Here is a 13,134-nt window from a genome sequence, read left to right as displayed (position 1 = left end):
TTAACAAGGTCTTTCTAAACTACCGGCCTTTTCGGCGATGTGTTGCTCTGCCGGCGGCATGTGGGAGAAATTTTTGCTTTGATCTATCGTTCCACATGACACCACGCGGATGCGTCTGTCAGGAAACGGCGGGAAAACCCTTCGCCCGACGACTGATTCACCCGATAATGATTCGAGAAGCGGAAGATGTCGGCGATTTGGCAAACTGATTTGCTCTCGGCGGGGGCTGTACCTTGTTGACGCAGGCGCTTTCCTTTTGTGCTTCCGTCCTGGAGATCTCGTTGTCGTGGCAGCCCCTATGGGGGCCGCGATGCCAGCTGGATTTACGAACTGGCCCAGCCTTAAAAATCAACCGTGGGGATTGACCGGCCCCCTGCGCTCAGAACGGGCCGGTCACAACACTTAGACGCCATCCACCGCCACATCGAGCGAATGTCGATCGATGCGCTCTTGAAGCGCGACCACAACGGCGTGCAGGAACTCCCGGCGGCGAGGCTCGGCGGCTGTTGCCAGTGTCATTGTCAGTCGCCCACGGATCTTGTTCATGAAACCCACATGGTCAAAGCGGTCGGCGGCGATGTTCACTTCGACCTCATCCATGTAGTGCGACAGATGCGATCCCAGTTCAAGATTCGCGTCCATCTGGAACCGAGTGGCCATCTGCTCCGCAAGCGTGCCCATCTGCACGTAGGGGCCGTATTCGTCGATCATCAAATCTCCTTCGCATGCCTGAAAAACCTAGATAGGTGCTCTTTGTCAAAGAACGAGATGTATCCTTGATCATCCGCGCAAAACACCGGATCAAATTTCTAAAATATGCGTGATCGCGCAGCTGGCTCCACTCCAGACTACTGGAGGGACCATCAACGCGCATTCGGCTTTACGATAAAAAAGGCGAAGCGTGGCTGCAACCTGGAGACGGCCTGCAACGCACAGACAAATGAACAACAAACCAGTCAGCCTGATTTTGTCCAACAATATAAGTCCTGGGAAAATTTGATGGCGGAGAGGATGGGATTCGAACCCACGATACGCTTTTGACGTATACTCCCTTAGCAGGGGAGCGCCTTCGACCACTCGGCCACCTCTCCGGTGCGGCCTGATTATTGCGTAAAAAAAATGAATGCAAGGGTTTTTCGCCAAGAAGCCGAAAAACCTGTTGGCTGAACAGCCACGCGCGAAACTTTGCGGGCAATTCGGGAACTTCTTTAAGGCCGGCACGTTCTCGCTTCGGTAACAAAAGAGGTGTTTCTAATGGCTCAGACCAAACTGAATGTTGTCGAAGACACGATCGAAAACCAGATTGCCGAGCTGCGCTCGCAAATCTCGTCGCTTTCCAAGTCCGTTTCCGCCCGTGCGGAAGGCGTGGGTGAGGATGCATCCGAATTTCTGGATGAGGCACGCGGCCGTGTTCGCAAGGCTGCGAGCAATGTGCGTGCCCAGGGCCAGAATGTGGTGGAAGCGGTGAAGGAAAATCCCGGCACGGCAACCTCGCTGCTGACGATCGTCGGCGCACTCGGTTTTGCAATCGGTTATGCGGTTGGTGCCGGCACGCAGCAGAACTCGTCGAACAGCAGCCTTTATCGCTGGCGCTGAATACCGCACGAGCGTTAGAATTCAGGCAAGGCGGCAAAGTCCCGCCTTGCCTTTTTTGCATTGATTTAAAGACAAACAGAATGGGGGCCAGAAATGCTGTTCAGCGACGATCTTGAAGAGGCATTGGCGGATTTTGCCAGAGATCATGGCATCGACAGGGACGAGGCCCTCCAGCGCATCGTCCGCGCCGCCCTTATCAACAGCGGTTACCTCGCTTCCGGCGAAGAAGGCATTCCGCCAGAAAAGCTGAATGCCAGCAACGATGATTGAGGCTTAGTAGCCCGATCTGGAAGGCGCCGGCGCTGCCCCGCCCTTGTAGCGGCCGGACAGGGCGCGCAGGGCGTTGGCGAATTCCGTGACATCGGCGCCGACGGCGACGAAGGACGCACCGAGTTCGAGATAACGGCGATTATAGGTCTCATTGAAGGTGAGAATGCCGGCGGCCTTGCCGGCCGCAACGATCTTGACGATCGCGGCTTCGATCACCGCCTGCACTTCCGGTTCGTCGATCCTGCCGAGATAACCCATGTCGGCAGCGAGATCCGCCGGGCCGATGAAGACGCCATCCACACCTTCCACGGCAAGGATATTGTCGAGATCGTTGATCGCGGCGCGCGTTTCGGCCTGCACCAGCAGACAGACGCTATCGGAGGCGCTGTCGGCGTAATCGGTTATGGTGTTGAAGGCCGACGCACGGGCAACGGCTGCCCCCATGCCGCGAATGCCGCGCGGCGGATAATGCATGGCGCTGACCAAAGCTTCCGCCTGCGCTGCCGAATCGACCATCGGCACCAGAAGCGTGCGTGCGCCTGCATCCAGAAGCTGCTTGATCATCCAGCTTTCGCCGACCGGCACCCGCACCACGGGTTCTGCCGGCGACGTGGCAAGCGCGCGCAGCTGGTCGATGATGCTGCGCAGATCGTTCGGCCCGTGCTCGCCATCAATCACCAGCCAGTCGAAACCCGCCGTTCCGGCGATTTCCGCCGCGATGGCCTCGCCCATGTCAAGCCAGAGGCCGATCTGCGGCTTGCCGGCATGGATGGCGGATTTGAAACGGTTTTCGGGAGCAGGCATGATGTCCTCAGGAGAGCAATAATTTCAGATCGGCGGAGGCATCCGCCAGGATGGCGCGATCCGGTTCCACACCGTTATCGAGCAGTTTCTTGCCGGCGACATAGGCCTTGGCATCGTTGACGGCATCCACCGCCACGAAACGCCCGTCGCGGAAATACCAGACCGACCAGCTGCCTTCACGGGCGCCGGGCCGCAATAACGTCTCGTCATAACCGAGATTGAAGCCGGCAATCTGCAGCTTCACCTCATATTGATCCGACCAGAACCAGGGTTTCGCCTCATAGGCGGTTTCAGTGCCGGCAAGCACGGCAGCTGTCGCCTCGGCCTGATCGACGGCATTCTGGACCGATTCGAGACGCACGTGCTGGCCGCGCCATGGCAGCAGGGCGCAATCGCCCACCGCGTGAATGTCCCGGTCGGATGTGCGGGTATGGTTATCCACCACAATGCCGTTGCCGACATCGAGGCCCGATTCGCGGGCAAGCCGGTCATTCGGTGTCACGCCGATGCCGACGATGACAAAATCCACATCAAGCATCGAACCATCGGACAGTTCGGCGGCGGCCACCCGGCCATCCATGCCGACAAGGCGCACGAGGCCGGTCTTTTCGCGAATGGAAACGCCATGGGCCTGATGGATGCCGCGCATGATATCGGCGGTTTCTTTCGCCGCCACGCGCTGGAGAATACGGTCGGCCATTTCGATCAGCGTCACATCGAGGCCGAGCTTGCGGGCAACCGCCGCCGCTTCAAGGCCGATATAACCGCCGCCGATCACCAGCAGCCTGCGGCCCGGCTTCATCTCTTCCATCAGCCGGTCAGCGTCGCGCTTGTCGCGAACGGTCAAGACCCCTTCCAGATCGCCACCGATGCTGGCGGGCAGCAGGCGGGGTGCTGCCCCGGTTGCCAGCACCAGCTTGTCATAGGCAAGCGTGCTACCATCCTGCATGCGCACCGTTTTCGCCTTGCGGTCGATATCTTCCACCCAGGTGGACAGCCGGATATCGACATTATTGTCCGCGTACCACTCCTCAGGGCGGAACATCAGCCGGTCAAAACTCATCTCGCCGAGAAGGTATTTTTTGGAGAGCGGCGGCCGCTGGTAGGGATAGGCATCCTCGGAGCCGATGATGGTGATGGGACGCTCATCCTTCAGCGCCCGGAGCTTTGCCGCCAGCGCGAAAGCGGCCTGCCCCGCCCCGACGATTACCAGCCTTGCCGTCACATTCCACTCCCAGACACGAATCGCGATGGGCCAACCCTGCCATGCTCGCGAAGCCATATTGCCGGATCAGGCGTAACGCCAAGTACGGCCCGCGTCAACCACGCTGCGACGCCAGCCCGGTGCAAGCATGACACATTATCAGCACAGGCTGCGACACGCCTGCAACCGGACCGAGCCAAGCGCATTCTATCAAGGGAAACATCGGCTTGCGAAAGGAAGATTGGCCCATGTCGAGACGGACAACAGACAATTGCGCCGATTTCCTTCACGACCTGGCAAGGAAGCCGCGTTAAAATCAGCATCAGGAGAGGCAATCCGGGAGGTTGTCATGGCTTTGCATATGGATCCCCGTCAGAACGTCCCCCAGGACGAGAAGTACGAGAAATTTCAGATCGACCGGCCCGGCAAGATCACCTTTATCGGGCATCATCTCAGCGCCAGCGACACCCTGCGCTGCCTCGTGCGCACCATTTCTCTTTATGGCGCAGAGATCGAGGTCAGCCCCCACCTGGAAATGCCCGCCAATTTCTATCTGGAAATTCTGGGCATCCGTGATGAGATCGGCTGCACGCTGATCCGCCGGGAAGAGGAAAAGGTCACCATCGGTTTCAACATGCTGATCGATGCAGAATTCCTGCACCATGTGCGCCGGCTGAGTTTCGAAACCAGCGCCTGAGCGGACACGACGGGCGGCACGGGGGCGGAAAAACTGTTCCAAAACAGTCATCGGATAACCGGGCGCGGCTTGCGTCCGGTTTTTTTGCACCTATTGTGAGCCGGGTTTTCAAACACAGCTACCGGAACTTTCAGCCAATGTCCGCTTTTTCACGCCTCACCCCGCTTGCCGTCTCGCTCCCTTCAACCGTTCCTTTCGTTGGCCCGGAAGCCATCGAACGGAACCGCGGCCTGAAGGTGGAAGCGCGCATCGGCGCCAATGAAAGCGGCTTTGGTCCCGCCCCTTCAGTGCTTCTGGCCCTGCGGGATGCTGCAGCCGATACGTGGATGTATAGCGACCCGGAAAATTTCGAATTGAAGGAAGCGCTTGCCATCCATCATGGCGTTGCACGCGGCAATATCGCCATCGGCAGCGGCGTGGACGGATTGCTGGGTGAGATCGCAAGGCTGATTGTCGAGCCCGGCACGCCTGTCGTCACCTCGCTCGGCGGTTATCCGACCTTCAATTACCATGTGAACGGTTTTGGCGGGAAACTCGTGACCACGCCCTATGTCGACGATCACGAAGACCTCGATGGCCTTCTCGATCTCGTCATCCGGGAAAATGCGCCGCTCGTCTATTTCGCCAATCCTGATAATCCGATGGGAAGCTGGTGGGAGGCGAGCGAAGTCGTTGCCTTTGCACGCGCGCTGCCGGAAACCTGCCTGCTCATTCTGGACGAGGCCTATTGCGAAACCGCGCCCGCCAGCGCCGTGCCGGCAATCGATGCGCTGATCGGCCAGTCGAACATCCTGCGCATGCGCACCTTCTCAAAGGCCTATGGGCTGGCCGGCGCGCGCGTCGGTTATGCCATCGGCACGCTCGGCAATGTCGAAGCCTTCGACAAGATCCGCAACCATTTCGGCATGGCGCGCATTTCGGTCGCGGGTGCTTTGGCAGCGTTGAAGGATCAGGCCTATCTGCATGAGGTCGTTGGTAAAATTTCCGATGCCCGCGACCGCATTTCCGCAATCGCCCGCAACAACGGCCTTTTGCCCCTGCCCTCGGCCACCAACTTCGTCACGATCGACTGCCACCGCGACGGCGCTTATGCCCGTGCCATCGTCGATGGACTGATGGAACATGGCGTGTTCATCCGCATGCCGGGCGTCGCGCCGCTCAACCGCTGCATTCGCGTGAGTGTCGGGCCGGACGACAGGCTCGATCTTTTCGAGCAGGCATTGCCGAAGGTTATCAAGGCGATCGGGTAAACTCTGGTTCCTCGCTTCCGTCATGCCGGCCTCGAGCCATAGGCTGCGAATGCGATTCAAAACCACCCCGCAAACCACTGTTTGCGAATCGTTTTCCGGACGAGACGTCCAGACATAAGAAAACCGCGCCGGCCTTGTTCCTGCCGGTCGCGGTTTGATGTGTCAGCGCCAAAGCTTCTTTTCAAAGCCCTCGCCGCGTTCCCCTTCGGGTTTACTTTCGTTTGCACCGGTCATCGGGACTGGAGGGAGCCGGACCGGAAATCTCACTGATAAACTGGATGGATCAGTGCATCGTCATCCAGTCGCGGGCGGCACGCAGCGCTTCGGCCAGTTCCGCCTTGGTCATGTTGCGGGCGAGATCCGCACGCAGAGAAGCGGCTCTTTCCGATCCACGGATCGCGGCGATGTTGAGCCATTTGTGGGCCGCGACCAGATCCACCGTGCAGCCCCGGCCGGTCGCATAGACCAGGCCGAGATTGCAAAGGGTGTCGGCGCGGGTTTCGCCACCGGCAACTGCCATTTCGATATCGCGAATTTCAAAGCGTGCCATCGTTTTAATCCCTGTCTTCTGCCTGTTTCATCAATCGCCTTCTTTCCGAGGCTAACCTTCAGAACCGCCGTCTTATGCGGCTTTTTTGTTCTTCGGGCCGGCAGGTTTTCCCTGCGCTTTTGATGACTTCACTATGCCGCAAGCCTTTCAACGGGCGCTTAAAAGGCATGATTAATGGGCCGCAAACAAACTGCAAACGATTGGTAAAATTGGGTTTTTGTTAAATATCACGAGGTGCGGAAATTAAGGACTTTCAGGCGATTTTTACGAAAAGTTTACATCTGGATTTAAACCCTTCCTTCACCACGATAAAAACATCGATTTTCAAATTCGACCGTCTCCACTGCGCAAACAGTCGCAAATGCCTCTCCATGGCGGCAAATTTCTGTTTCCTTTTACGTTAACGTAAAATAGTATCCGGCTGTCTGTTTATGAGGATGAGACAGGCAAAGGATAGCAAGGCCAAAAGGTGATCGCGTCGCAGGACGCCACACCATCGGCAATGCAGGACAGGGTTTAATGCGCATCCATTCTTCATGACCGGTGCGGTTCGGAAGGGTCTGCGCAAATTTCGGGAGGAGTTTTTATGAAGCGTGTAATGATGATTGCCGCTGCCCTCATGATGGGCAGCAACCTTGCTGTTGCCGCAGAAGCCATCGAGGGCAACTGGAAGACGGCTAGCGGCGAAACCGCCGTGATCGGCCCCTGCGGCACGGCCTTTTGCGTGACGCTGAAGACCGGCAAACATGCCGGGAAACAGATCGGCAAGCTTTCCGGTAAGGGAAACAGCTACGCCGGTGAGATCACCGATCCCGCCAACGACAAGACCTATAGCGGTTCCGGCACCGTTTCCGGCAATTCACTGAGCATGAAAGGCTGCGTGCTGAAGGTTTTGTGCAAATCGCAGACCTGGACACGCCTGTAACGGAATAGGCGGCGGGTGGACTTTCGGCTGCCCGCCAGCCAGCAGGCGCGGCCTGACCAGCCAGCGCGGCATTGGGAGATTTTTTGCGCCCAGAGCCACAAACGGATGCCGCGTGGAACATCCCTGACCGTTGATGTATCGTGCCACCCAGCCGCACCCCAACGAGAGCCACGCATGCCCCTCCCCCTTTCGACGATCCTGATTGCCGGCACCTCGCATGTGGGCAAAAGCACCCTTGCCGGTCTTTTGAGTGAAAGGCTCGGCTGTGAGGCGATATCGACCGACAGCCTCGCCCGCCACCCCGGCAGGCCCTGGCCGGGCATACCGGCACCGGTGGAGGAATATTACACGCAGCTTTCGGCAGACACGATCCACTGGTTTCTGAAGGTTCATCACCAGAACATCTGGCCGCTGATCCGCTCGCTGATCGAAAACCGCTGCAATACCGGCAATCCCGTGATCTTCGAGGGTGCTGCCCTGCGCCCGGAATTCATATCACCCCTGCTCGGCAGCGCGATCACTGGCGTCTTTCTGCATGCCGGGAATGATTTCATTCTCGAGAGGATGCGCTCTCACGCCCGATACGATGATGCAACGGCCAGCCAGCGGCGGATCATGGACGCCTTCATCGAGCGATCACTGCGGGAAAATACCGAGATGCTGGCCTCGGCGCAGCAACATAACGTGCCGGTCGTCGATGTGACGAAACCGCAAGCACTCGAAACCCTCATGGCCGATCTTGCCGCGCGCGTGACCGCCTCTTCCGCGTGATCAAAAGACGGGTGACCGAGGTCTCCAGCGAGGCCATTGCGGCATCAATCTGTCCTGTCACCACCCGTTAACATCCCTGAACACCATATGAACCGGGGTCTCAGGGTCCGTTCAGTCCGAGTATGGCAAAACTCTGTCCATCAACTCCAATAAAGGGGAATGGACATGGCAAAGTTGATCAGCCGGTTGGCAATCTTCGCGTTTCTCATGGCGATCTTCGCCATGTCCTTCGCTTCGCTCGTCGTAAATCCGAACCGCAGTTTTCAGCGGGTGAATGCCGGTGCGGCAATTGCCTGCCAGCACAGCCCGGCGCCCGCCGCCAATTGCCCCGTCGTACTTTGAGGACCGACCCATGACCAACACTTTTTCAAACGGCCTGTTCTCTGCCCTGCGGCTGGTGCTGATGGCCTCGATCTTTCTCGGCCCGGTGGCAGGACTTGCAGTTTACAAGGCTGATCCCCGCCCGGCATCCAAGGGCGCCGGTTTTGTGCTCCTGATGAGCCTGCAGCGCGGCGCGCTCGGCTGAATCTAGCACACGCTTTATCGATCCAGCCGCTTTTTCCGTTTCTTTTCAGTTTCTTCGTATTTCTGTCGCTTGCCTGTCGAAATTGCCCTCTTATAATGGGCCATGACAATAGCAAAACGAACGATTCCGCCCTTCACCTTCATCAGCCCCGAGCCTTTCGCGCCGCAGTCCTTCACGGACCCGAAAGAAGCAGTCGAGGCTTTGACCGCGCTTTACGAACGCAATACGGCGTTCCTGATCAATTCCTTCACCGACCTTGCCAAGGGCGCGCCGATTGCCGGCCGCTACCGCGCCTGCTACCCGCAGGTGAGCCTGGAGACCGCAACCTTCGGTCATGTCGACTCGCGTCTCTCTTATGGCCACGTCACCGCGCCCGGCGTCTACACAACGACGATCACCCGGCCGGAGCTGTTCCGCCATTACCTGAAAGAGCAGCTGGGGCTTCTGATGAAGAACCACGGCGTTCCGGTCACGGTGTCGGAATCGGCCACACCCATTCCGCTGCACTTCGCTTTTGGCGAAGGCGCCTATGTCGAGGCGGCGGCCGCATCGTCGCTCTCCGACGTGCCGCTGCGCGATCTGTTCGATACGCCCGATCTCAACAATACCGATGACCTCATCGCCAATGGCGAATATGACCAGGTGCCGGGCGAACCCGCACCGCTTGCGCCCTTTACCGCGCAGCGCATCGATTATTCGCTGGCCCGCCTCAGCCATTATACGGCGACCAGCGCCAGCCATTTCCAGAATTTCGTGCTGTTCACCAACTACCAGTTCTATATCGACGAGTTCGCCGCATGGGCGCGGCAGATGATGAAGAATGGCGGCGAAGGTTACACAGCCTTCGTGGAGCCGGGCAACATCATCACAAATGCCGGTTCCGATAGGCCGGAAACCGACGCCGTGCTCGGCCGCCTGCCGCAGATGCCCGCCTATCACCTGAAGAAAAAGGGCCATGCCGGCATCACGCTGGTCAATATCGGCGTCGGCCCTTCCAACGCCAAGACGATCACCGACCACATCGCCGTACTGCGCCCACATGCGTGGCTGATGGTCGGTCATTGCGCCGGCCTGCGCAACAGCCAGCGGCTGGGCGACTATGTTCTGGCGCATGCCTATGTGCGTGAGGACCACGTGCTTGATGACGACCTACCGGTCTGGGTGCCGATCCCGGCGCTGGCCGAAGTGCAGCTGGCGCTGGAAGGCGCTGTGGCGGAAGTCACCGGTTACGAGGGCTTCGAGCTGAAGCGCATCATGCGCACCGGCACCGTCGCCACCATCGACAACCGCAACTGGGAGCTTCGTGATCAGGCCGGCCCCGTCAAGCGCCTGTCGCAGTCGCGCGCCATAGCACTCGACATGGAATCGGCCACCATCGCGGCCAACGGTTTCCGCTTCCGCGTGCCCTACGGCACCCTCCTCTGCGTCTCCGACAAGCCGCTGCATGGCGAATTGAAGCTGCCGGGCATGGCGACGGAGTTTTACCGCACCCAGGTCGCCCAGCATCTGCAAATCGGCATCCGCGCCGTGCAGAAACTCGCCGCCATGCCGACGGAAACGCTGCACTCGCGCAAGCTTCGAAGCTTTTACGAGACGGCGTTCCAGTAAGATCGCGCATCTTCGCCCTCAAGGTGCTGATGTGGCCCAGACACCTTGAGGCGTTGCAATGCGAGTAACGATCGATCTGGATGATGCACTGATCGCAGAGATTATGGAAATTACCGGGCTATCCAACACCGAAGCGGCGGTTGAAATGGCTCTGAGAGAATTCATCCGCATACACCGGAAACTTCGAGACGTCGGCCGTGAAGGCAATCTCAATGGAATCCGCGACAGCTGGAGAACGGATGAGTCCTAGTTGACTCACTCAATGCTCTCACTGCCATCAAGGAACATAACCTCCGTCATTCCGGCCTTGAGCCGGAATCCAGCCAACGCGCGTCTGCGCGGCGAGAAGAGTCTTTTCAGCCCAAGGACTTGGGCTGACTGGATTCCGGCTCAAGGCCGGAATGACGGAGAGAGAAACAATACAATCACAGCAAAATAACGCATTTAGCGGACAACAACAATTATGACTGAGCCTATAGCGCTTCAGACAAACCGAGATCTTTGGAAGCGCTCTCTCCCTTTATTTTTACGGATGTCCAGTAAAACAACTACGCACTTTTACTGGACATGCTCTCGTGAAGTTGCCCGCCGCGGTCCACTCGCGCAGATCGCGCGCCACCTCCGTCTCAAACCACTTTCACCGTCCCCTCCACCCGCACCGGAAAATTCACCGACCGGGCGATGAAGCATTTGTCATGCGCATCATGGTGCAGTTCGTCCGCGCGGGCGGCATCGCCTTTCGAGATGGTGATGACTGGTTTCAGCACCACTTCGCTGAATTGCCCCGCGCCGTCTTTTTCCATGACAAGCGTGCCTTCGGCGTTGTCGACATAGTCTTCGACAATGATGCCATTGACCGAGCAGAAATGCAGGTACCAGAGCTTGTGGCAGGCCGAGAGCGAGGCGACCAGCAGGTCTTCCGGGTTCCAGCGGGAGGGATCGCCACGGAAGGCGGGGTCCGAGGAGCCGGCGATATCGGCTTTCCCTGCGGTGGAAATCGTGTAGTCGCGTTCATAATCGCGGTAGCCGGATGTGCCCTTGCCGCGATTGCCGGTCCATTTCACCTGCACAGCGTAATGATGTTCCTGTCCTGCCATCTGATTATTCCTCCCTTGGAAACTTTTTTCGCATTCTCTAACGGAAAACCGGTGTCGACTTTTCCTAGAAATGCTCTCGCGTATCGCGCAGGTGATCGAGCCCCTTGCGCAGCGTCTCGATGATCTGGTCGACTTCCGAGCGACTGATGGTCAGCGCCGGTGAGGCCAGCATGCGGTCACCAGTCGCGCGCATGACAAGGCCGTTTGCCAGGCAATGGTTGCGCACGGCGGTACCGATATCATCGGGCTTGGCGAAACGCCGGCGGGTTGCCTTGTCGGCCGTTATCTGCAGCCCACCCATCAGGCCGACATTCACGGCCTCGCCCACCAGTTCGTGATCATCAAGGCTTTTCCAGCCTTCGGAGAAATAGGGGCCGATATCATCGCGCACCCGCTCCACCAGACCCTCATTCTCGATGATGCGAAGGTTTTCCAGCGCGGCGGCGGCGCAGACGGGGTGGCCGGAATAGGTAAAGCCGTGGTTGAAGTCGCCGACTTCCGACAACATCACTTCCGCCACGCGGTCGGAAACGATGACGCCGCCGATCGGCAGATATCCGGATGACAGGCCCTTTGCGACGGGTGCGAAGTCCGGCTGCACGCCGAAATGCTGGTAACCGAACCATGAGCCGAGACGGCCGAAACCGCAGATCACCTCATCCGATACGAGCAGGATATTGCGCGCCTTGCAGATGCGGGCGATTTCCGGCCAATAGGTTTCCGGCGGCACGATGACGCCGCCTGCCCCCTGAATGGGTTCGGCGACGAAAGCGGCGACGTTTTCTTCGCCGAGTTCATCGATCTTCGCATCCAGTTCGCGGGCCACTTTCAGGCCGAATTCGGTGGGCGAAAGATCGCCGCCTTCGGCATACCAATAGGGCTGGCCGATATGGACAACGCCTTCGATCGGCAGGTTACCCTGCTCGTGCATCCATTTCATGCCACCGAGCGAGGCGCCGGCCACCGTCGAGCCGTGATAGCCGTTGCGGCGGGCAATGACCTTCGTCTTCGTCGGATGGCCAAGCGCCTTCCAGTAGACCCGCGCCATGCGGAACCAGGTGTCGGTGGCTTCCGAACCGGAATTGGTGAAGAATACATGGTTCATGTCAGGCCCGGCGCGCGAGGCGATCTTCTGCGCCAGAAGTGTCGCGGGCGGCGTGGTCGTTCCGAAAAACGCGTTGTAATAGGGCAGCTCGTTCATCTGCCTCTGAACGACATCGGCGATTTCGCGGCGTCCATAGCCAATATTCACGCACCAGAGGCCGGCAAAGGCGTCGAGGTATTTCTTGCCGGTACTGTCATAGATGAACACCCCTTCGGCCCGTTCGATAATGCGGGTGCCGGCGGCATTCAGTTTGCCCATATCGGAAAAGGGATGGAGGTGATGGGCGGCATCGATGGCGGCAAGGTTGGATATCGGCTTGGAGACTTCATTCATGACAGATCGCACTCCCATAAAGGCGACGGCGCTCAAGCCACCGCGCCTGCCGAACATGGCCGGGCGGCTTTGATTTGGCAAGGCTGGTGATTTTCAGGGGCCAACGCATTAACGGGCGGTTGCCGCTCGTTTCTTTTCCCCGCCGGGGAGAAGGTGGCCCGAAGGGTCGGATGAGGGGGCAACGTTAGCGAGAGACGGAGAGCTTGCCCCCTCATCCCGCTGCCGCGGACTTCTCCCCCTCGGGGAGAAGAAACATGCGGCACGCGATCGTTCCTGACAGGGCGAAGCGGATCTGATTTGGCGACGTTGGCATTCTTGGGGCAGTAATGAAGGGGCAGGATATCGCCCCTTGTTTCTTCTCCCCGCCGGGGAGAAGGTGGCCCGAAGGGTCGGATGAG

At 58.8% G+C, this 13,134-nt stretch carries 16 protein-coding genes and 1 tRNA gene; 10 read left to right on the top strand and 7 right to left on the bottom strand.

Annotated elements, in window-relative coordinates; translation table 11 throughout:
- Positions 1-402 precede the first annotated feature (402 nt).
- The gene (locus EXN68_RS02080) at positions 403-711 is read right to left on the bottom strand and encodes a hypothetical protein (protein ID WP_142839442.1); all 309 of its coding nucleotides are present in this window, start codon (positions 709-711) and stop codon (positions 403-405) included.
- Between the two features lie 289 nt (positions 712-1,000).
- Positions 1,001-1,091 (bottom strand) — tRNA-Ser (locus EXN68_RS02075).
- 163 nt (positions 1,092-1,254) lie between these two features.
- Here EXN68_RS02075 and EXN68_RS02070 point away from each other — a divergent pair.
- On the top strand, positions 1,255-1,596 hold the full coding sequence (locus EXN68_RS02070) for a hypothetical protein (RefSeq protein ID WP_142839441.1): 342 nt from the start codon (positions 1,255-1,257) through the stop codon (positions 1,594-1,596).
- A 93-nt stretch (positions 1,597-1,689) separates the two neighbouring features.
- On the top strand, positions 1,690-1,866 hold the full coding sequence (locus tag EXN68_RS27555) for a hypothetical protein (RefSeq protein WP_193559489.1): 177 nt from the start codon (positions 1,690-1,692) through the stop codon (positions 1,864-1,866).
- Positions 1,867-1,869: 3 nt separating this feature from the next.
- On the opposite strand, the gene EXN68_RS02065 is transcribed toward EXN68_RS27555, so the two are convergent.
- Both EXN68_RS02065 and EXN68_RS02060 read right to left on the bottom strand, forming a co-directional pair.
- Positions 1,870-2,670 carry an aldolase/citrate lyase family protein gene (locus EXN68_RS02065; RefSeq protein ID WP_142839440.1) on the bottom strand — a complete coding sequence of 267 codons (801 nt, stop codon included), beginning with the start codon at positions 2,668-2,670 and terminating at the stop codon, positions 1,870-1,872.
- A gap of 7 nt (positions 2,671-2,677) precedes the next feature.
- On the bottom strand, positions 2,678-3,895 hold the full coding sequence (locus EXN68_RS02060; RefSeq protein WP_142839439.1) for an NAD(P)/FAD-dependent oxidoreductase: 1,218 nt from the start codon (positions 3,893-3,895) through the stop codon (positions 2,678-2,680).
- Between the two features lie 328 nt (positions 3,896-4,223).
- Here EXN68_RS02060 and EXN68_RS02055 point away from each other — a divergent pair, with 328 nt between their 5' ends.
- Together EXN68_RS02055 and EXN68_RS02050 are read left to right on the top strand one after the other, a co-directional pair.
- Positions 4,224-4,571 carry a hypothetical protein gene (locus tag EXN68_RS02055; RefSeq protein WP_142839932.1) on the top strand — a complete coding sequence of 116 codons (348 nt, stop codon included), beginning with the start codon at positions 4,224-4,226 and terminating at the stop codon, positions 4,569-4,571.
- Positions 4,572-4,708: 137 nt separating this feature from the next.
- Positions 4,709-5,821 carry a pyridoxal phosphate-dependent aminotransferase gene (locus EXN68_RS02050; protein ID WP_142839438.1) on the top strand — a complete coding sequence of 371 codons (1,113 nt, stop codon included), beginning with the start codon at positions 4,709-4,711 and terminating at the stop codon, positions 5,819-5,821.
- Between the two features lie 283 nt (positions 5,822-6,104).
- Here EXN68_RS02050 and EXN68_RS02045 read toward each other — a convergent pair whose 3' ends face one another.
- A complete protein-coding gene (locus EXN68_RS02045) occupies positions 6,105-6,371 on the bottom strand; it encodes an SEL1-like repeat protein (protein WP_046798706.1) in 267 nt (88 codons plus the stop codon).
- Positions 6,372-6,957: 586 nt separating this feature from the next.
- Between EXN68_RS02045 and EXN68_RS02040 the strand changes: the two genes are divergently transcribed.
- From EXN68_RS02040 to EXN68_RS02020, 6 genes are all read left to right on the top strand, one after another.
- Positions 6,958-7,296, top strand: coding sequence for a DUF2147 domain-containing protein (locus EXN68_RS02040; RefSeq protein WP_142839437.1), 339 nt, complete (start codon positions 6,958-6,960; stop codon positions 7,294-7,296).
- A 174-nt stretch (positions 7,297-7,470) separates the two neighbouring features.
- Positions 7,471-8,067: a hypothetical protein gene (locus EXN68_RS02035; RefSeq protein WP_142839436.1), complete on the top strand. Its 597-nt coding sequence runs from the start codon at positions 7,471-7,473 to the stop codon at positions 8,065-8,067.
- Positions 8,068-8,226: 159 nt separating this feature from the next.
- Complete coding sequence (locus EXN68_RS27350; RefSeq protein ID WP_035218142.1) at positions 8,227-8,409, top strand: hypothetical protein; 183 nt, start codon at positions 8,227-8,229, stop codon at positions 8,407-8,409.
- Positions 8,410-8,419: 10 nt separating this feature from the next.
- Positions 8,420-8,593, top strand: coding sequence for a hypothetical protein (locus EXN68_RS27550; RefSeq protein WP_193559488.1), 174 nt, complete (start codon positions 8,420-8,422; stop codon positions 8,591-8,593).
- Positions 8,594-8,695: 102 nt separating this feature from the next.
- A complete protein-coding gene (amn, locus tag EXN68_RS02025; protein ID WP_142839434.1) occupies positions 8,696-10,201 on the top strand; it encodes an AMP nucleosidase in 1,506 nt (501 codons plus the stop codon).
- A gap of 58 nt (positions 10,202-10,259) precedes the next feature.
- Positions 10,260-10,451, top strand: a complete 192-nt coding sequence (locus EXN68_RS02020) for a type II toxin-antitoxin system VapB family antitoxin (protein ID WP_142839433.1) — start codon at positions 10,260-10,262, stop codon at positions 10,449-10,451.
- A 376-nt stretch (positions 10,452-10,827) separates the two neighbouring features.
- Here the strand turns inward: EXN68_RS02020 and EXN68_RS02015 are convergent, their stop codons facing one another.
- Entirely contained in the window at positions 10,828-11,298 is a 471-nt protein-coding gene (locus tag EXN68_RS02015) for an OsmC family protein (protein ID WP_065654149.1), read from the bottom strand.
- Between the two features lie 64 nt (positions 11,299-11,362).
- Entirely contained in the window at positions 11,363-12,736 is a 1,374-nt protein-coding gene (locus EXN68_RS02010; RefSeq protein ID WP_161991161.1) for an aspartate aminotransferase family protein, read from the bottom strand.
- Between the last annotated feature and the right edge of the window lie 398 nt (positions 12,737-13,134).

The sequence above is a fragment of the Martinezella rhizogenes genome, assembly GCF_007002745.1.
Lineage (GTDB): Bacteria > Pseudomonadota > Alphaproteobacteria > Rhizobiales > Rhizobiaceae > Agrobacterium > Agrobacterium cucumeris.
Note: the sequence above shows the minus strand (reverse complement) of the source record. Positions and strands in the feature narration are given on the sequence as shown.